The sequence below is a fragment of the Burkholderia sp. R-40 genome (genome assembly GCF_049942845.1).
GTDB classification, from domain to species: Bacteria; Pseudomonadota; Gammaproteobacteria; order Burkholderiales; family Burkholderiaceae; genus Burkholderia; species Burkholderia ambifaria.
Genome location: NZ_CP187967.1, coordinates 3,190,116 through 3,208,217, shown reverse-complemented (window position 1 = coordinate 3,208,217; position 18,102 = coordinate 3,190,116). Strand labels below are relative to the sequence as shown.

15 protein-coding genes are annotated in these 18,102 nt (G+C 68.8%); 13 read left to right on the top strand and 2 right to left on the bottom strand.

All coding sequences use genetic code 11. The features are described 5' to 3' along the window. Nucleotides 1-25 precede the first annotated feature (25 nt). From ACP26O_RS14830 to ACP26O_RS14805, 6 genes are all read left to right on the top strand, one after another. Entirely contained in the window at nt 26-352 is a 327-nt protein-coding gene (locus ACP26O_RS14830; RefSeq protein WP_165752088.1) for a DUF2917 domain-containing protein, read from the top strand. An 83-nt stretch (nt 353-435) separates the two neighbouring features. Continuing rightward, nucleotides 436-1,191 carry a lipoyl(octanoyl) transferase LipB gene (gene lipB / locus ACP26O_RS14825; RefSeq protein ID WP_012364793.1) on the top strand — a complete coding sequence of 252 codons (756 nt, stop codon included), beginning with the start codon at nt 436-438 and terminating at the stop codon, nt 1,189-1,191. Further along, nucleotides 1,184-2,176, top strand: a complete 993-nt coding sequence (gene lipA / locus ACP26O_RS14820) for a lipoyl synthase (RefSeq protein ID WP_006760316.1) — start codon at nt 1,184-1,186, stop codon at nt 2,174-2,176. Before lipB ends, lipA begins: the two co-directional genes overlap by 8 nt. 261 nt (nt 2,177-2,437) lie before the next feature. Then, nucleotides 2,438-3,454, top strand: a complete 1,017-nt coding sequence (gene tauA, locus ACP26O_RS14815; RefSeq protein WP_105832952.1) for a taurine ABC transporter substrate-binding protein — start codon at nt 2,438-2,440, stop codon at nt 3,452-3,454. Nucleotides 3,455-3,502: 48 nt separating this feature from the next. After that, nucleotides 3,503-4,300 carry a taurine ABC transporter ATP-binding protein gene (locus ACP26O_RS14810; RefSeq protein ID WP_175665633.1) on the top strand — a complete coding sequence of 266 codons (798 nt, stop codon included), beginning with the start codon at nt 3,503-3,505 and terminating at the stop codon, nt 4,298-4,300. Next, the gene (locus tag ACP26O_RS14805) at nt 4,300-5,265 is read left to right on the top strand and encodes an ABC transporter permease subunit (protein WP_175665697.1); all 966 of its coding nucleotides are present in this window, start codon (nt 4,300-4,302) and stop codon (nt 5,263-5,265) included. The genes ACP26O_RS14810 and ACP26O_RS14805 overlap by 1 nt, the downstream gene beginning before the upstream one ends. 43 nt (nt 5,266-5,308) lie before the next feature. On the opposite strand, the gene ggt is transcribed toward ACP26O_RS14805, so the two are convergent. After that, nucleotides 5,309-7,189 (bottom strand): gamma-glutamyltransferase, encoded by a 1,881-nt coding sequence (gene ggt, locus ACP26O_RS14800; protein ID WP_175665632.1) that lies wholly within the window; start codon nt 7,187-7,189, stop codon nt 5,309-5,311. Nucleotides 7,190-7,259: 70 nt separating this feature from the next. Continuing rightward, nucleotides 7,260-8,222 (bottom strand): LysR family transcriptional regulator, encoded by a 963-nt coding sequence (locus ACP26O_RS14795; RefSeq protein WP_105832956.1) that lies wholly within the window; start codon nt 8,220-8,222, stop codon nt 7,260-7,262. A gap of 228 nt (nt 8,223-8,450) precedes the next feature. Here ACP26O_RS14795 and ACP26O_RS14790 point away from each other — a divergent pair, with 228 nt between their 5' ends. The 7 genes from ACP26O_RS14790 to ACP26O_RS14760 all read left to right on the top strand — a co-directional run bounded on the left by ACP26O_RS14790 (nt 8,451) and on the right by ACP26O_RS14760 (nt 18,101). Continuing rightward, on the top strand, nt 8,451-10,586 hold the full coding sequence (locus ACP26O_RS14790) for a 3-hydroxyacyl-CoA dehydrogenase NAD-binding domain-containing protein (protein ID WP_175665631.1): 2,136 nt from the start codon (nt 8,451-8,453) through the stop codon (nt 10,584-10,586). A 29-nt stretch (nt 10,587-10,615) separates the two neighbouring features. Further along, the gene (locus tag ACP26O_RS14785; protein WP_175665630.1) at nt 10,616-11,812 is read left to right on the top strand and encodes an acyl-CoA dehydrogenase family protein; all 1,197 of its coding nucleotides are present in this window, start codon (nt 10,616-10,618) and stop codon (nt 11,810-11,812) included. 14 nt (nt 11,813-11,826) lie between these two features. Beyond that, nucleotides 11,827-12,972: an acyl-CoA dehydrogenase family protein gene (locus ACP26O_RS14780; RefSeq protein ID WP_175665629.1), complete on the top strand. Its 1,146-nt coding sequence runs from the start codon at nt 11,827-11,829 to the stop codon at nt 12,970-12,972. 30 nt (nt 12,973-13,002) lie between these two features. Beyond that, the gene (locus tag ACP26O_RS14775) at nt 13,003-14,208 is read left to right on the top strand and encodes a CaiB/BaiF CoA transferase family protein (RefSeq protein ID WP_175665628.1); all 1,206 of its coding nucleotides are present in this window, start codon (nt 13,003-13,005) and stop codon (nt 14,206-14,208) included. Nucleotides 14,209-14,448: 240 nt separating this feature from the next. Then, entirely contained in the window at nt 14,449-14,754 is a 306-nt protein-coding gene (locus tag ACP26O_RS14770) for a DUF485 domain-containing protein (protein WP_175665627.1), read from the top strand. Between the two features lie 16 nt (nt 14,755-14,770). Continuing rightward, nucleotides 14,771-16,456 (top strand): cation acetate symporter, encoded by a 1,686-nt coding sequence (locus tag ACP26O_RS14765; protein ID WP_175665626.1) that lies wholly within the window; start codon nt 14,771-14,773, stop codon nt 16,454-16,456. A 355-nt stretch (nt 16,457-16,811) separates the two neighbouring features. Next, nucleotides 16,812-18,101: a dicarboxylate/amino acid:cation symporter gene (locus tag ACP26O_RS14760; RefSeq protein ID WP_105832961.1), complete on the top strand. Its 1,290-nt coding sequence runs from the start codon at nt 16,812-16,814 to the stop codon at nt 18,099-18,101. Nucleotide 18,102: the final 1 nt, after the last annotated feature.

Sequence of the window (18,102 nt, the reverse complement as noted above, 5' to 3'; positions counted from 1 at the left end):
GAAGCACTTATTGGCGGAGTCGATCATGCAAGAAATTTCTTCAAGCATCACATTCGAAATCCCGGCGGGCGAAACCGTGCCGATGAAGGTGCAACGCAGCACGCGTCTGACCGTGCAATGCGGGCCGGTGTGGGCGACGCGCAGCAACGACGTCGAAGACTACTTCCTGGTCGACGGCGAGACGCTGCGGCTGCGCCGCGGCGAGCGGCTGTGGCTCAGCGCGGAAAGCGGGCAGGGCGCCCATGTGGCGTTCTCGGTGTCGCGGCCGGCCGCGGAAGTCGCGCGCGGCGTGCTGGCCCGGGTGCGCAACCGCGTGAATGCGCTGCTCCACGACGGCTGGCGCACCGTCTGACGCACCTTTCCTCCGACGGATCCTCGTGATCCGTCCCTTTCCCCGGCCGGCGAGACCCATGGGTTTTCGGTAAACTACCGCCCATGTCCGTCTCGCCGGTTCCCATCGTGTCCACGCCCGTCGCCGTTTCCGAATCGCCCGCCGGGTCTCCGGTTCAGCCCGCCGTGCCGGTCACCGTGCGCTGGCGGGGCAGCGAGGCGTACGAGACGAGCTTCGACGCGATGCGTGCGTTCACCGACACGCGCACGGCCGATACCGGCGACGAAATCTGGGTCGTCGAGCATCCGCCCGTCTACACGCTCGGCCAGGCCGGCGACCCGGCCCACCTGCTGGTGGCCGACAGCGGCGTGCCGCTCGTCAAGGTCGATCGCGGCGGACAAATCACCTACCACGGCCCCGGCCAGATCGTCGTCTACCTGCTGCTCGACCTGCGCCGGCGCAAGCTGATGGTGCGCACGCTCGTGACGAAGATCGAGGAGGCCGTGATCGAAACCCTCGCGGCGTATAATCTCGCTTCGGTCCGCAAGGCGGGCGCGCCGGGCATCTACGTGGCTTCCGGCGTGCACGAAGGCGCGAAGATCGCGGCCCTTGGGCTGAAGATCCGCAACGGCTGCAGCTATCACGGGCTGAGCCTGAACGTGAAGATGGATCTGCGCCCGTTCCTTGCGATCAACCCGTGCGGCTATGCCGGACTGGAAACCGTCGACATGGCGAGCCTCGAGGTTGCCGCCGACTGGAACGACGTCGCCCACACGCTGGTGGGGCGTCTGATTGCCAACCTCGATGGCGAATCCGCGGCCGCCGACAAGCCGCAGGCACTGGAACATTCGAATGACTGACGTTACCGCTTCCCCCGCACCGGCCGATTCGGCCGCGACCGCAGCCTACGATCCGACCGCCAAGCAGAAGGCGCAGGCGAAGACGGCGCGCATCCCGATCAAGGTCATTCCGATCGAGAAGCTGAAGAAGCCGGAGTGGATCCGCGTGAAGGCGGCCACCGGCAGTTCGCGATTCAACGAGATCAAGACGATCCTGCGCGAGCACAACCTGCATACGGTGTGCGAGGAAGCGAGCTGCCCGAACATCGGCGAATGCTTCGGCAAGGGCACCGCGACGTTCATGATCATGGGTGACAAGTGCACGCGCCGCTGCCCGTTCTGCGACGTCGGCCACGGCCGCCCCGATCCGCTCGACGCGGACGAACCGAAGAACCTCGCCCGCACGATCGCCGCGCTGAAGCTCAAGTACGTGGTGATCACGAGCGTCGACCGCGACGACCTGCGCGACGGCGGCGCGGCCCACTTCGTCGAGTGCATCCGCGAAGTGCGCGAGCAGTCGCCGGAAACGCGCATCGAGATCCTGACGCCGGACTTCCGCGGCCGTCTCGACCGCGCGATCTCGATCCTGAACGCGGCGCCGCCCGACGTGATGAACCACAACCTCGAAACGGTGCCGCGCCTGTACAAGGAAGCGCGCCCGGGTTCGGACTACGCGCACTCGCTGAAGCTCCTGAAGGACTTCAAGGCGCTGCATCCGGACGTCGCGACGAAGTCGGGCCTGATGGTCGGCCTGGGCGAGACGGAAGAGGAAATCCTGCAGGTGATGCGCGACCTGCGCGCGCACGACGTCGACATGCTGACGATCGGCCAGTACCTGCAGCCGTCGGAGCACCACCTGCCGGTGCGCGCGTACGTGCATCCGGATACGTTCAAGATGTACGAGGAAGAGGCGTACAAGATGGGCTTCACGCACGCGGCGGTTGGCGCGATGGTGCGTTCGAGCTATCACGCCGATCTGCAGGCGCATGGGGCAGGGGTGGTCTGAGCGCCGCGTCCGCGTCTCTGCGGCAGTCACGCAGTCGAACAAAAGCCCGCAGCGATGCGGGCTTTTTTGTTGGCGCGGCTGCTGCTCTGCTCGCGCATGCGCACGACAATCGTCATCTGACCGGACGCGTGATCTGGTTCAGCGTGGAAAGCAAAGCTGAAACGGCATCGATAGCTTCGCAGGATAAGTTCGCTCCCGCCGCGCGCAAAGCTCCTATAGTCGGCTCTCCCGCAGCAATGCCCGCATTCGAAGGAGAGCCGCATGCACCGTTTCCGCTTCATCCGCCGCGCCGTCGTCGCGCTGACCGCCTTTGCCGCGCTCGGCGCGGCGCACGCCGAATCGCGCGAAGTCGTGATCGCGTACCAGGACATGGTCGTGCCGTGGCGCTATGCGCAGGCGAGCGGTGAAGTGGAGAAGGCGACCGGCTACAAGGTCACGTTCCGCAAGCTCGACAGCGGCGCCGACGTGATCCGCGCGCTCGCGTCGGGCTCCGTGCAGCTCGGCGAGGCCGGCTCCAGCCCGATCGCGGCGGGCCTGTCGCAAGGGCTCGACATCTCGCTGTTCTGGGTGCTCGACAACATCAACGACGCCGAGGCGCTCGTCGCGCGCAACGGCTCCGGCGTGACCAGCATCGCCGCGCTGAAGGGCAGGAAGATCGGCGTGCCGTTCGTGTCGACGTCGCATTTCCATACGCTCGTCGCGCTGCAGGCCGCCGGCGTGAATCCGAACGACGTGAAGATCGTCAACCTGCGTCCGCCCGAGGTCGCAGCCGCCTGGACGCGCGGCGATATCGACGCGACCTACATCTGGGATCCGGTGCTCGCGAAGGTCAAGCAGTCGGGCACCGTGCTGACGACGTCGGGCCGGGTCGCGAAGGAAAGCGGCAAGGCGACCTTCGACGGCTTCGTCGTGAGCCGCAAGTTCGCGCGCGAGAATCCCGAGTTCGTCGCGCGCTTCGTGAAGGTGCTCGCGGCGGCCGACGCCGATTACCGTGCGCACACCGCCGCGTGGCGGGCCGGTTCGCCGCAGGTCGCGGCGGTCGCGAAGGTGTCGGGCGCGAACGCGCAGGACGTGCCGGCAAGCCTCGCGCTCTACGCGTTCCCGACGCCGGCCGAGCAGGCGTCGCCGACGTGGCTCGGCGGCGGCGCGCAGTCGGGCGCCGCGAAGTCGCTCGCGGCCACCGCCGCGTTCTTGAAATCGCAGGGCACGATCCAGGCGGTGCTCGCCGACTACTCGGTCGGCGTCGATCCGCAGTTCGTGCAGAAGGCCGCGCGCTGAGCGCGGTAGTTCAGGCATCCCAGGCCACTCATCGCGGAGCCCTCGATCATGAGCACGCTGGAAGTCCGTCAGGTATCGGTCTCTTATCCGGGCGAACGCGGTCGGCCGACGACGCAGGCACTCGCGCGCGTCGACCTGCGCATCGACTCCGGTGAATTCGTCGTGGCGCTCGGCGCGTCGGGGTGCGGGAAGACGACGCTGCTGAACTGCATGGCCGGCTTCGTCGCGCCGACGACGGGCGACGTGCGCGTCGATGGCGTGCCGGTCACGGGCCCCGGCGCCGATCGCGGCGTCGTGTTCCAGAAATATGCGTTGCTGCCGTGGCTCGACGTGCTCGCGAACGTCGCGCTCGGGCTGCGTTTCGCTCACGTGTCGAAGGCCGAACGCGAGGCGCGCTCGCACGAGATGCTCGCGCTCGTCGGCCTCGAGCCCCATGCGCATGCGCGCGTGTACGAACTGTCGGGCGGGATGCAGCAGCGCGTCGGCATCGCGCGTGCGCTCGCGAGCGATCCTCGCGTGCTGCTGATGGACGAACCGATGGGCGCGCTCGACGCGATGACGCGCGGCACGATGCAGGCGCTCGTACTCGACGTGTGGGCGCGTACCGGCAAGACGGTGTTCTTCATCACGCACGACGTCGAGGAGGCGCTGTTCCTGGCGACGCGACTCGTCGTGATGACACCCGGCCCCGGCCGCATCGCGGAAACCTTCGAGCTGCCGTTCGCGCGGCGCTACGTCGAATCGCGCGATGCGCGCGCGGTGAAGTCGTCGCCGGATTTCATCGAATGGCGCGAGCGGCTGATCGCGTACCTGCATCGCGACGAGGCGGTCGCGGAGACCGCGTGATGCATGAGTTCGCGCGACAGGGCGCGTCCGTCGGGCGCGGCCGGATCAGACCATTGCACAGGCAGGACGACATGAGCACGCAGGATTCGCGGGTGGCCGATCGAGCGGCCGCGGAGTTCGGGCCGGATCGGCGCGCGACGCAGCGTCGCCACGCGGCGCGGCCCGCGCGCGCATCGCATCGCTACCGGTTGCCGGGGCAGGGCAGGACGGCGGCCTTGAGCGCGGCAACGGTCGCGGCGCTGGCCATGCTGTGGTGGGTCGCGACGCATCGGCAGTGGCTGCCGCCGCTGTTCCTGCCTGCGCCGGAAGCGGTGTGGGCGGCGTTCGTCGACGCGTGGCACGGCCGCATCCAGGGCGGCCTGCCGTTGTCGGAGCATCTGTTGTGGAGTGCCGCGCGCGTGTTCGGCGCGTTCGTGCTCGCGGCCGCGATCGGCGTGCCGGCCGGCATCCTGATGGGCGTGAGCCGCATCGCGCGCGGCGTGCTCGATCCGCTGCTGGAGTTCTACCGGCCGCTGCCGCCGCTCGCGTACCTGCCGCTCGTCGTGATCTGGTTCGGCATCGACGAGACGGCGAAGCTGGTCGTGATCTTCCTCGCGTGCTTCGCGCCGATCGCGATGGCCGCACGCGCGGGCGTGCGCGCGGCGACGATCGAGCAGATCAATGCCGCGTATTCGCTCGGCGGCAGCTTCGCGCAGATCGTGCGTCACGTCGTGCTGCCGGCCGCGCTGCCGGAAATCCTCACCGGGCTGCGGATCGCGATCGGGTTCGGCTGGACGACGCTCGTCGCGGCAGAGATGGTCGCCGCGACGGCCGGGCTCGGGCAGATGGTGCTCAATGCGTCGAGCTTCCTGCGCACCGATATCGTCGTGATGGGCATCCTGATCATTGGCGCGATCGCGTGGCTGTTCGATCTCGCGATGAGGTGGGTCGAGCGGCGGGTGGTGCCGTGGAAGGGGCGGGGGTGACGCGAAGCAGGCGGCGCATGCGCGCCGCCGCTACCGGCCAGCCTCAATCCCCCATCGCATTCCCTTCGCGCCGCGGATCCGCGCCGCCGAACCACACCGTCTGTCCCTGCACGTTCAGCCGCTGGATCCCCTGCAGTCCCGAGTTCATCTCGACGACCTGCACGTCGTGCCCGCGTCCCTTCAGCCCGTCGACGAGCGCGTCGGACACGCGGCCGCGCTCGAGCTGCGTCGGCCCGTTCGTCGACCCGACGTTCGGCAGCGCGATCGCCTGCTGCATCGTCATCCCCCAGTCGAGCACGCCGATCAGCGTTTTCGCGACGTGGTTGATGATCGCGGGGCCGCCGGCCGAGCCGACGATCATCGTCACCTGCTTCGTCTTCTGGTCGAACACGAGTTCCGGCGACATCGCCGAGCGCGGCCGCTTGCCGGGTTGCACGCGGTTCGCGACCGGCCGACCGTTCTCGCTCGACACGAACGAGAAATCGGTGAGCTGGTTGTTCAGCATGAAGCCGCGCACCATCAGCCGCGAACCGAACGCGTCCTCGACGCTGGTCGTCATCGACAGCGCCTGACCGTAGCGGTCGACGATCGCGATGTCGGAGGTCGACGGCAATTCGGGGCTGCGGTCGTCGGCCAGCGCGAGCGTCGCGCCCTGCGGCGTGCCGGCCTGCGCGACGCCCATGCTGTTGTCGCCGATCAGGCGCGCACGCTGCGCGAGATAGGTCTTGTCGGTGAGGCTCGCCCAGCTGCCGCCCGGCAGCGGCGCGAAATCGGGATCGGCGACGTAGCGCGCGCGGTCCGCGAACGCGAGGCGGCCGGCCTCGCTGAACAGATGCGCGGCGAACGGCGTCGGCTCGTAGCCGACTTCGTTGCGCACCGGCTTCTGCGCGCCGATCTGCTGCCAGTCGGGCATCGCCTCGAGGATGCCGAGCATCTGCGCGATCGCGAGGCCGCCCGACGACGGCGGCGGCATCCCGCACACCACCGAGCGCCGGTAGTCGGTACACAGCGGCGTACGCACCTTCGCCTTGTAGCGCGCGAGATCCTGCAGCGACAGCAGACCCGGATTGGTCGGGTGCTTGCGCACCTTCGCGACGATGTCGCGCGCGATCGCGCCGGTGTAGAACGCGTTCGCGCCGCGGTCGGCGACCTGGCGCAGCACGGTCGCGAGCGCGGGGTTCTTCAGTACGGTGCCGGCCGCCTTCGGCGTGCCGTCGTTGTTGTAGAAGTACGCGCGCGCGGCCGGGTCGTTCATCAGGTACTTGTCGTTCGCGATCAGCATCGCCAGCCGCGGGCTGATCGTGAAGCCGTGCTCGGCAAGCCGGATCGCGGGCTGGAACAGCCGGCGCCACGGCAGCTTGCCGTGCGCGCGATGCGCGGCGTCGAGCATCCGCAGCACGCCCGGCGTGCCGACCGCCCGCCCGCCGACGACACCTTCGTAGAAGCGCATCGGCTGGCCGGTCGGCCCGTAGAACAGGCGGTCGGTCGCGGCGGCCGGCGCGGTCTCGCGGCCGTCGTACGCCTGCGTCGCGTGGCCGTCGAAGTACAGCATGAACGCGCCGCCGCCGAGCCCCGACGATTGCGGCTCGACGAGCGCGAGCACCATTTGCGTCGCGATCGCCGCGTCGATCGCGGTGCCGCCGGCCTTCAGCATCTCGTAGCCTGCCTGCGTCGCGAGCGGGTTCGCGGCCGCGATCATCGCGTGCTGCGAGGTCCAGCCCGGCTTGTCGGTCCAGCCGGACGACAGTTCGGGCGCGTGAACGCCGGGCAGCGGCACCGCGGCGCCCGATGCGGCGGCGACCGGGACGACGGCGCCCGACGGCGCGGACGGGGACGTGCAGCCGGCGCCGAAGGCGACGAGTGCGAATGCGACTGCGGCGGCGAGCGTCCAGGGACGCGAATGCGGACGAATCCGGTCGAACATTGAACCCTCGGCAACGGTGAATTCGAAGGCGGCGGCGTGTGCGCGGCACGCGCTCCGCACGGGCGGCGCGCTATTGTCGCCGTGCGGGCGGCGGATTGTCATCCGACAGGAAACCCTGACGCATCGCGCCCGGCCCGCCCCGGCCGGTCTTTCCGGCCTGTTCGAGGATGAACTCTATGAACGTTGCGGTCGCACGCGTGTGGTGCCGGTTCGGCATGTACAGCATGTACATGTGCGTGCCGAAGATGCTGAGCCGATAAGCGTCGAGCGACGTGACGACCGTGCCGCGCCGCATGTCGTCCTGCACCACGTAGTCGGGCACGATGCCGACGCCGATCCCGGCGAGGATCGCCTGGCGCAGGAACAGGAAGTTCTCCGAAATCAGCGTCGGCTCGAGCAGCACCTCGTGGCGCTCGTCGCCGAGATACGCGGCGATCCGCAACTGCCGCCCCATCACGGTCGCGGTGACGACCGGCGCGGCGGCCAGCGCGCCGAGGCTCGCCGGCATCCCGTGCGCGGCCGCGAACGCGGCCGATGCGCACGCAACGTAGCGCACCGCCCCCATGTCGCGTGCGACGAGGTTCTGCGGCGGCTCCGGCATCACGCGCACCGCGATGTCGATCTCGTCGCGCATCAGGTCTTCCACGCGATTCTCGAACACCACGTCGAGCACGATGCCCGGATGCAGCCGCTTGAACGCGAGCAGCCAGTCGGACATCACCATCTGCCCGTAGCCGCTCGGCACCGACAGCCGCACGCGGCCCTGCAGGTCCTGGCCGAGCGTCGTCACCGACTCCTGCGCGGCGAGCAGTTCGTTGCGGATGCGCCGGCCGTGCTCGTACAGCTTCAGCCCGATCTCGGTCGGCTCGATGCGGCGCGTCGTGCGGCGCACGAGCTGCTGGCCGATCGAGCGTTCGAGCTGGTTCAGCCGGTAGCTGACGTTCGCGCGACTCACCTTGAGCCGCTGCGCGGCCTTGCTCAGATTGCCCGCGTCGAGGATCTCGACGAGCAGCGTCAGCGCGTTCAGGTCCATGTCCGGTGTCTCCTGATCCGTCCCGTTTAACGGTTCGAAAGCATTCAGTGTCAAGTCAGACTTGACAGCTTGTAAAGGCGTGCGGGAATTGTCAATGAATCTCGATCAATCGAGAATCGAGTCATCCCCGGCAACCACGCCGGATCGTTTCCCGCCGCGCGGGATCCCGGAACCGGCGCCGCCGGCCCGTCCCGCGGCTGCCGCCCGGCGTACCGCACTGGAGACACGATGCATTCAACCGCTTCCCCCGAACCCTCCCGCACCGGCACCGTCACGCGCGAACGCCGCGACAAGGTGCTCGTCGTCACGATCGACCATCCGCCCGTCAATGCGTTGTCCGCCGACGTGCGGCGCGGCCTGGCCGACGCGCTCGATGCCGCGCAGACCGACGACGCGATCCGCGCGGTGCTGATCGTCGGCGCCGGCCGCAACTTCATCGCGGGCGCCGATATCCGCGAATTCGGCAAGCCGCCGGTGCCGCCGTCGCTGCCCGACGTGTGCGAGCAAATCGAGTCGAGCGCGAAGCCGGTCGTGGTCGCGCTGCACGGCGCGACGCTCGGCGGCGGCCTCGAGGTCGCGCTCGCCGCGCATTACCGGCTCGCGGTGCCCGGCGCGAAGCTGGGGCTGCCCGAAGTCACGCTCGGCCTGCTGCCGGGCGCGGGCGGCACGCAGCTCGCGCCGCGCCTGATCGGCGCGAAGGCCGCGCTCGACCTGATGCTGACGGGGCGTCACGCGAGCGCCGACGAAGCGCTCGCGCTCGGCCTCATCGATCGCCTCGCGCACAGCGACGACACGCTCGCCGAAGGCCTGGCCTATGCGCAGGAACTCGTGTCGCTCGGCGCGCCGGCACGGCGCACGCGCGATGCGCGGGGGCTCGCCGATCGCGCGAGCGCGCAGGCCGCGATCGACGCGGCGCGCGCCGACTTGCCGAAGAAGTCGCGCGGCCTGTTCTCGCCGGCGAAGATCGTCGATGCGGTCGAGGCCGCGCTCACGCAGTCGTTCGACGCGGGGATGAAGCTCGAGCGCAGCCTGTTCCTGCAGTGCATCGACAGCCCGCAGCGCGCGGGCCTCGTGCACGCGTTCTTTGCGGAGCGCGAGGCGGCGAAGGCGCCCGAGGCGCGCCGCGCGAGCGCGCGTCCGGTCGAGCGGATCGGCGTGGTCGGCGGCGGCACGATGGGCGCGGGGATCGCGGTCGCGGCGCTCGATGCCGGGCTGCCCGTGACGATGATCGAGCGCGACGAAGCGTCGCTCGCACGCGGCCGCGCACACGTCGAGAAGGTCTACGACGGTCTCGTCGCGAAGGGCCGGATGACGCCGGCCGCGCATGCGGCGCGGCTCGCGCGCTTCAAGGGCAGCACGTCGTACGACGCGCTCGCGCAGGCCGACGTCGTGATCGAGGCCGTGTTCGAGGACATGGCCGTGAAGCAGGCGGTGTTCGCCGAACTCGCGCGCGTATGCAAGCCGGGCGCGGTGCTCGCGACCAACACGTCGTATCTCGACATCGACGAGCTGGCAGCCAGCATCGACCGGCCGGCCGACGTGATCGGCCTGCATTTCTTCTCGCCGGCCAACGTGATGAAGCTGCTCGAGATCGTCGTGCCGGCACGCGTGAGTGCGGAGGTCGTCGCGACGGCGTTCGCGCTCGCGAAGCAGCTGAAGAAGACGCCGGTGCGCGCGGGCGTGTGCGACGGCTTCATCGGCAACCGGATCCTCGCGGTCTACCGCACCGCGGCCGACTACCTGATGGAGGACGGCGCGTCGCCGTACCAGATCGATCGCGCGGTGCGCGACTTCGGCTTCCCGATGGGACCGTTCCAGGTCGTCGATCTCGCGGGCGGCGACATCGGCTGGGCGACCCGCAAGCGCCGCGCGACGACGCGCGACCCGCGCGCGCGCTACGTGGAAATTTCCGACCGGCTGTGCGAGCGCGGCTGGTTCGGGCAGAAGACCGCGCGCGGCTACTACCTGTACCCGGACGGCGCACGCGTCGGCACGCCGGACCCGGAAGTGGAGGCCATCGTTGCCGACGAGCGCGCGAAGAAGGGCATCACGCCGCGCGCGTTCAGCGACGACGAGATCCTGCGCCGCTACCTCGCCGCGATGATCAACGAAGGCGCGAACGTCGTGCACGAGAAGATCGCGCTGCGCCCGCTCGACGTCGACGCGGTGTTCCTGCACGGCTACGGCTTCCCGCGCTATCGCGGCGGCCCGATGCACTACGCGGACACGGTCGGCCTCGCGAACGTGCTCGCCGACATTCGCGCGTTCGCGCAGGAGGATCCGCTGTTCTGGAAGCCTTCGCCGCTGATCGTCGAGCTGGTCGAGCGCGGCGCGGATTTCGCGAGCCTGAACCACATCGACTGAACGCCCACCGCCTTCGCAACGGACTTACGATGGACCTCAATTTCACTCCCGAAGAGGAAGCGTTCCGCGCCGACGTGCAGCGCTTTCTCGCCGCCGAACTGCCGGCGCGCACCGCGCGCAAGGTGAAGGGCGGCCTGCATCTGACGCGCGACGACATGCGCGAATGGCACGCGATCCTGAACGCCCGCGGCTGGCTCGCGAGCCACTGGCCGCGCGAGTTCGGCGGCCCCGGCTGGAGCGTCGCGCAGAAGTTCCTGTTCGACAACGAATGCGCGCTCGCGGGCGCGCCGCGCATCGTCCCGTTCGGCGTCAACATGCTCGGGCCCGTGCTGATCAAGTACGGCAGCGAAGCGCAGCGGCGCCACTGGCTGCCGCGCATTCTCGACGGCACCGACTGGTGGTGCCAGGGCTATTCGGAGCCGGGCGCCGGTTCCGATCTCGCGTCGGTGAAGACGAGCGCGGTGCGCCACGGCGATCACTACGTCGTGAACGGCCAGAAGACGTGGACCACGCTCGGTCACTACGCGAACATGATCTTCTGTCTCGTGCGCACCGCGACCGACGTGCGCAAGCAGGAGGGCATCAGTTTCCTGCTGATCGACATGAACACGCCGGGTGTCGAGGTGCGTCCGATCATCACGTTCGACGGCGAGCACGAGGTGAACGAAGTGTTCTTCACCGACGTGCGCGTGCCCGTGGAGAACCTGGTCGGCGAAGAGAACCGCGGCTGGACCTGCGCGAAATACCTGCTCACGTACGAGCGCACCAACATCGCCGGCATCGGCTTCTCGACGGCCGCGCTCGAGCGGCTGCGCGCGGTTGCCGCGAAGGTCACGAAGAACGGCCGGCCGCTCGCGGACGATCCGTTCTTCGCGGCACGCGTCGCGCGCGTCGAGATCGAGCTCGAGAACATGCGCACGACCAACCTGCGCGTGCTGGCCGCGGTCGCGGGCGGCGGCGTGCCGGGGGCCGAGAGTTCGATGCTGAAGATCCGCGGCACGCAGATCCGCCAGGAGATCACCGCGCTGATGCGCCGCGCGATGGGGCCGTACGCGCAGCCGTTCGTCGAAGACGCGCTCGACGGCGATCACGACGGCGAGCCGGTCGGCCCGGAGGAGGCCGCGAGCGCCGCGCAGCAGTACTTCAACAACCGCAAGCTGTCGATCTTCGGCGGCTCGAACGAAATCCAGAAGAACATCATCGCGAAGATGATGCTCGGGCTGTAACGAGGAACGAGACGATGGATTTCCAGCACACAGAAGACCGCCGGATGCTGGCGGACACGTTAAACCGCTTCATCGCCGAACAGTACGCGTTCCCGGTGCGCGATCGCATCGCGCAGTCGGCCGACGGGTTCGATCGCACGATGTGGCAGCGCTTCGCCGAACTCGGCGCGGTCGGCGCGCTGTTCGCGGAGGCCGACGGCGGCTTCGGCGGCGCGGGCTTCGACATCGCCGTGGTGTTCGAATGCCTCGGGCGCGGGCTCGTCGTCGAGCCGTTCCTCGGCGCGCTGCTCGCGGGCCGCGCGCTGTCGCTCGCCGGCGGCGCCGCGCATCGCGAGCGGCTTGCCGCGCTGATCGACGGCAGCGCGAGCGCCGCGTTCGCGCACGACGAGCCGGGCTCGCACTACGAACTGACGACGGTGCGCACGCGCGCCGAGCGTGCCGGCGACGGCTGGGTGCTGACGGGCGCGAAGGGCGTCGTCGACCAGGCCGCGCAGGCGGCGTTCTTCGTCGTCAGCGCACGCGTGTCCGGTCACGACGACGACGCGGCCGGCATCGGCCTGTTCGTCGTGCCGGCCGACGCGCCGGGCGTGTCGCTGCGCGACTACCGGAAGATCGATGGCGGCCGCGCGGCCGAAGTGTGTTTCGAGCGCGTCGCGCTGCCGGCCGACGCCGCGCTCGGCGCGCCGGATGCGCACGACGGCGAAGCGGGCGCCGCGCTGCTCGAACGCGTGCTGGGCTACGGGCTGCTCGCGCTGTCGGCCGAAGCGCTCGGCGCGATGGACATCGCGAAGGAATACACGCTCGACTACCTGCGCACGCGCAAGCAGTTCGGGATGCCGATCGGCAGCTTCCAGGCGCTGCAGCACCGGATGGCCGACCTGCTGCTCGAAGTCGAGCAGGCGCGCTCGGCGGTGATCAACGCGGCCGCGCAGCTCGATGCGCCGCGTGCGGTGCGCGAGCGCGCGCTCGCGGCGGCCAAGTACAGCATCGGCCGGATCGGCACGCTGGTCGCCGAGGAAAGCATCCAGCTGCACGGCGGGATCGGGATGACGTGGGAGCTGCCGCTGTCGCACTACGCGAAGCGGCTGGTGATGATCGATCACCAGCTCGGCGACGAGGATCATCATCTCGCGCGCTATATCGCGCTGTCGAAACAGTAAAGACGAACGACGCGAATGGAGGAGACAACGATGACGAACGACCCGCGCGCATTGCCGCTGGCCGGCGTGAAGGTGCTCGATTTCTCGCGCGTGCTCGCGGGCCCGTGGAGCGCGATGGTGCTCGCCGATTTCGGCGCGGACGTGATCAAGATCGAGCATCCGGCGCGAGGCGACGACACGCGCGACTGGGGGCTGCGGATCGGCGACACCGAGACGACCTACTTCAACAGCGTGAACCGCAGCAAGCGGTCGATCTGCGTCGACCTGCAGACGGAAGCCGGGCGGCGCATCGCGCGCGAGCTCGCCACGCAGGCCGACGTGCTGATCCACAACTTCAAGGCCGGCGGCGCGGAAAAGCTCGGGCTCGGCTACGACGCGCTGGCCGAGCTGAATCCGCGGCTCGTGCATTGCGCGATCTCGGGCTACGACCGTTCGGGCCCGGAGGCCGCGCGGCCCGGCTATGACCTCGTCGTGCAGGGCGAGGCGGGGCTGATGGCGCTGAACGGCGAGGCCGGCCAGCCGCCGCTGAAGTTCGGCGTCGCGGCGGTCGACCTGTTCACCGGCATGTATTCGGCGCAGGCGATCCTCGCCGCGCTGTACGAGCGCCATGCGACGGGGCGCGGACGGCGCATCGAGATGGCGCTGTTCGACTGCGGGCTGATGATCACCGCGTACTACGGGCTCGACGCGCTGCTGATGGGCGAGGATCCGCCGCGCTACGGCAACGCGCATCCGTCGATCGTGCCGTACGGCGTGTTCGATGCGGCCGACGGCCCGCTCGTGATCACGGTCGGCAACAACACGCAGTTCGCGCGTTTCTGCGACGCGATCGAGCGGCCCGACCTCGCCGCGGACGAACGCTACAGGACCAACCTCGGCCGCTCCGCGAATCGCGCCGAGCTGCTGCCGGAGCTCCGCCGCGAGCTTGCGCGTCGGCCACGCGCGACGCTGCTCACGGCGCTTTCCGGCGCGGGCATTCCGTGCGGCGAAGTGCTCGGGCTGCACGACGCGCTGACGTCGGAGCGTGCGACCCGCGCGGGGCTCGTCACGCGGCAGCCGCATCCGGTCGCGGGCGGCGTCGACGTGCTCGCGCCGCCGTACCGCTTCGACGGCGCGCGCCTGCCGGTGCGCGGTGCGCCGCCGGTGCTCGGCGCCGATACGGACGACGTGCTCGGCGGCTGGCTCGGGATGTCGATGGACGAGCTGGTGCGGCTGCGCGCGGATCGCATCGTGTAGATCGATTTTTGCCGCCGCGGCGCGGGCGGAGCAGTCGCGCGCCGGCCATCCAACAGACACCGCTCGCAATGACGAGGCGGTTGCCCTGCGGGGACTGGAGTACGCGCTAAAGCGCCAACTCTGGTCGACCGCGAAGCATGGGACCCGGGTAAGCGCTGAAGCGCCAACTCGGGTCGACCGCGAAGCATGGGACCAGAGTAAGCGCTAAAGCGCCAACTCGGGTCGACAGGAGGAGACACCATGGAGCTTTCCGTCATCGAATCGGTCACGGCGTGCCGTGACTACCAGCAGCTCGTGCGTGCGCGGCGCCGCTTCAGCTTCACGCTGACGGCGCTGATGATCGCCACCTACTACGGCTTCATCCTGCTCGTCGCGCTCGCGCCGCACGTGCTGGCCGCGCCGCTGTACCGCGGCGCGACGACCACGGTCGGGATCGTCGCGGGCGTCGCGATCATCCTGATCGCGATCGGCCTGACCGCGTGCTACGTGCTGCGCGCGAACCGTGCGTTCGACCGCCGCGTCGCCGCGATCCTGCAGCGTTCATGACATGACGGAGGCCCCCATGCGACTCACTTCGAGCGTGCTCGGCGCGCTGACCGTTCTCGTTTCCTCCGCCGCGCACGCGACCTCGGTCGCGGGCCCGATGCCCGACAAGGTCGAGCTGAACCCGGTCGCGATCGCGATGTTCTTCGCGTTCGTGTTCGCGACGCTCGCGCTCACGCGCTGGGCCGCGCGCCGCACGCGCTCGACGCGCGACTTCTACACGGCCGGCGGCGGCATCACCGGGCTGCAGAACGGGCTCGCGATCGCGGGCGACTACATGTCGGCCGCGTCGTTCCTCGGGCTCTCGGGGATGGTGTTCATGTTCGGCTTCGACGGGCTGATCTACTCGATCGGCTTCCTGGTCGGCTGGCCGTTCGTGATGTTCCTGATCGCCGAGCCGCTGCGCAATCTCGGCAAGTTCACGTTCGTCGACGTCGTCGCGTACCGCTTCGCGCAGCGGCCGATCCGGCTGCTGACGTCCGCGAACGCGCTGACGATCGTCGTGCTGTACCTGGTCGTGCAGATGGTCGGCGCAGGCAAGCTGATCCAGCTGCTGTTCGGGCTGTCGTACGGCACGGCCGAGCTGATCGTCGGCGTGCTGATGGTCGTCTACGTGTTCTTCGGCGGGATGACCGCGACCACCTGGGTGCAGGTGATCAAGGCCGTGCTGCTGCTGTGCGGCGCGACGCTGCTCGTCTTGCTCGCGCTCGGGGAATTCGGCTTCAGCATCGACGAGATGTTCCGCCGCGCGGTGGCCGTGCATCCGGGCGCGCTGTCGATCATGGGCCCCGGCAAGCTGATTCGCGATCCGGCCAACGCGCTGTCGCTCGGCATCGCGCTGATGTTCGGCACGGCCGGCTTCCCGCACATCCTGATGCGCTTCTTCACGGTGCCGAACGCGAAGGAGGCGCGCAAGTCGGTGCTGTACGCGACGGGCTTCATCGGCTACTTCTATTTGCTGACCTTCGTGATCGGCTTTTCGGCCATCGTGCTGCTCGCGCAGCATCCGGAATTCTTCCGGCTCGGCGCGAACGGCACGTTCAACCTGACGCACGACCTGCTCGGCGGCTCCAACATGGTCGCGGTGAAGCTCGCGCAGGCGGTCGGCGGCAACTGGTTCTACGGCTTCATCGCGGCCGTCACGTTCGCGACGATCCTCGCGGTGGTCGCCGGGCTGACGCTCGCCGGCGCGACCACGATCTCGCACGACCTGTATGCGCAGATGTGGGCGCGCGGCAAGCCCGACGAGCGGCTGGAAATGCGCATCTCGCGCGCGGCGACGATCGGGTTGTCGGCGATCGCGATCGCGTTGTCGATCCTGTTCGAGCACGTGAACGTCGCGTTCATGGTCGGCCTCGTCGCGGCGGTGGCCGCCAGCGCGAATTTCCCGGTGCTCGCGATGTCGATCTTCTGGCGCGGGATGACGACGCGCGGCGCGGTGCTCGGCGGCGGCCTCGGCCTCGCGTCGGCGGTCGCGCTCACGGTGCTGTCGAAGTCGGTGTGGGTCGACGTGCTGCACCACGCGCATGCGCCGGTGTTCCTCGACAATCCGGCCCTCGTGTCGGTGCCGCTCGCGTTCTTCGGGATCGTGGTCGGCTCGCTCGCGGACCGCGGCGAGCGCGCGCGGCGCGAGCGCGACGCGTTCGCGCAGCAGGAGTTCTACGCGCAGACGGGCGTGCTGGCCAGTCGCGCCGTGCAGCACTGATCCGTCCGACGAATGGCCGAATCCGTCCGGATCGCCGGACGGATATTTTCCGGAAATCCGGAATCCCGGATTTCCTTGCCTGCCGTATTATGAGAAATACAATGAAAACAACGGCTTGAGGGGTTCCGGAAACCTGGCATCGACCTTGCGATATAAACAGCACGGCCGTCCCCCCGGCCTGACTATTAAACCAAGGAGACAATCGATGACCAATGCCTTCCTCCCCTGTCGGATGACTTGAGGCATCGCTTGTTGCGGCACGGCAGCCGCGCGGGCGAATGTTTCTTTCCCCCTGACATTCGCCTGCGCGCGTGACGCCGTTTCCACCGGCTCATCTACTTCAGCAGGAACCATCGTGAAGAAGAAACCCTTCTACAAAGTGCTCTATGTGCAGGTGATTTTCGCCATCATCGTCGGCGTGATCCTCGGCCACTTCTACCCGGCGCTCGCCACCGACATGAAACCGCTCGGCGACGGCTTCATCAAGCTGATCAAGATGGTGATCGGGCCGATCATCTTCTGTACGGTCGTCACCGGCATCGCCGGCATGGAGGACATGAAGAAGGTCGGCCGCGTCGGCGGCAAGGCGCTGCTGTACTTCGAGGTCGTGTCGACCTTCGCGCTGCTGCTGGGCCTCGCGGCCACGCACATCCTGCGTCCGGGCGTCGGCTTCAACATCGATCCGGCGACGCTCGACGGCAAGGCCGTCGCATCGTACGCGGCGAAGGCGCACGGTCAGTCGACGGTCGACTTCCTGCTGCACATCATCCCGAACACGATGGTCGATGCGTTCGCGCAGGGCGAAATCCTGCAGATCCTGCTGATCGCGCTGCTGTTCGGCAGCGTGCTCGCGCACCTCGGCGAGCGCGGCAAGGTCGTCACCGACTTCATCGACGGTCTCACGCGCGTGCTGTTCGGCATCGTGCACATCGTCACGAAGCTGGCGCCGATCGGCGCGTTCGGCGCGATGGCGTTCACGATCGGCAAGTACGGCGTCGGCTCGCTGGTGCCGCTGCTCAAGCTGATCGGCACGTTCTACCTGACGTCGATCGTATTCGTGCTGGTCGTGCTCGGCACGATCGCGCGCGTCACGGGCTTCTCGATCATCCGCTTCGTGTCCTACATCAAGGAAGAGCTGCTGATCGTGCTCGGCACGAGCTCGTCGGAAGCCGCGCTGCCGCAGCTGATGGAAAAGCTCGAGAAGGCCGGCTGCTCGCGTTCGGTCGTCGGCCTCGTCGTGCCGACCGGGTACTCGTTCAACCTCGACGGCACCAACATCTACATGACGATGGCCGTGCTGTTCATCGCGCAGGCGACCAACATCGAACTGACGTGGATGCAGCAGCTCACGCTGCTCGCGGTCGCGATGCTGACCTCGAAGGGCGCGAGCGGCGTCACGGGCGCGGGCTTCATCACGCTCGCCGCGACGCTCGCCGTCGTGCCGACGATCCCGCTGTCGGGCATGGTGCTGATCCTCGGCATCGACCGCTTCATGAGCGAATGCCGTGCGCTGACCAACATCGTCGGCAACGGTGTCGCAACGGTGGTCGTGTCGGCGTGGGAGAAGGAGCTCGACCGCAACAAGCTGCGTCAGGCGCTGAGCGGCGGCGGCGAAGTCAAGACGACCGAGGCGGCCGGCGTCTGAC

What these genes read in the sequence shown, in the direction of transcription:
- lipA (WP_006760316.1), top strand. Translation starts at nt 1,184, where the DNA reads ATGACTGACGTTACCGCTTCCCCCGCACCGGCCGATTCGGCCGCGACC.
- tauA (WP_105832952.1), top strand. Translation starts at nt 2,438, where the DNA reads ATGCACCGTTTCCGCTTCATCCGCCGCGCCGTCGTCGCGCTGACCGCC.
- ACP26O_RS14780 (WP_175665629.1), top strand. Translation starts at nt 11,827, where the DNA reads ATGGATTTCCAGCACACAGAAGACCGCCGGATGCTGGCGGACACGTTA.
- ACP26O_RS14810 (WP_175665633.1), top strand. Translation starts at nt 3,503, where the DNA reads ATGAGCACGCTGGAAGTCCGTCAGGTATCGGTCTCTTATCCGGGCGAA.
- lipB (WP_012364793.1), top strand. Translation starts at nt 436, where the DNA reads ATGTCCGTCTCGCCGGTTCCCATCGTGTCCACGCCCGTCGCCGTTTCC.
- ACP26O_RS14790 (WP_175665631.1), top strand. Translation starts at nt 8,451, where the DNA reads ATGCATTCAACCGCTTCCCCCGAACCCTCCCGCACCGGCACCGTCACG.
- ACP26O_RS14765 (WP_175665626.1), top strand. Translation starts at nt 14,771, where the DNA reads ATGCGACTCACTTCGAGCGTGCTCGGCGCGCTGACCGTTCTCGTTTCC.
- ACP26O_RS14770 (WP_175665627.1), top strand. Translation starts at nt 14,449, where the DNA reads ATGGAGCTTTCCGTCATCGAATCGGTCACGGCGTGCCGTGACTACCAG.
- ACP26O_RS14775 (WP_175665628.1), top strand. Translation starts at nt 13,003, where the DNA reads ATGACGAACGACCCGCGCGCATTGCCGCTGGCCGGCGTGAAGGTGCTC.
- ACP26O_RS14805 (WP_175665697.1), top strand. Translation starts at nt 4,300, where the DNA reads ATGCATGAGTTCGCGCGACAGGGCGCGTCCGTCGGGCGCGGCCGGATC.
- ggt (WP_175665632.1), bottom strand. Translation starts at nt 7,189, where the DNA reads ATGTTCGACCGGATTCGTCCGCATTCGCGTCCCTGGACGCTCGCCGCC.
- ACP26O_RS14785 (WP_175665630.1), top strand. Translation starts at nt 10,616, where the DNA reads ATGGACCTCAATTTCACTCCCGAAGAGGAAGCGTTCCGCGCCGACGTG.
- ACP26O_RS14830 (WP_165752088.1), top strand. Translation starts at nt 26, where the DNA reads ATGCAAGAAATTTCTTCAAGCATCACATTCGAAATCCCGGCGGGCGAA.
- ACP26O_RS14795 (WP_105832956.1), bottom strand. Translation starts at nt 8,222, where the DNA reads ATGGACCTGAACGCGCTGACGCTGCTCGTCGAGATCCTCGACGCGGGC.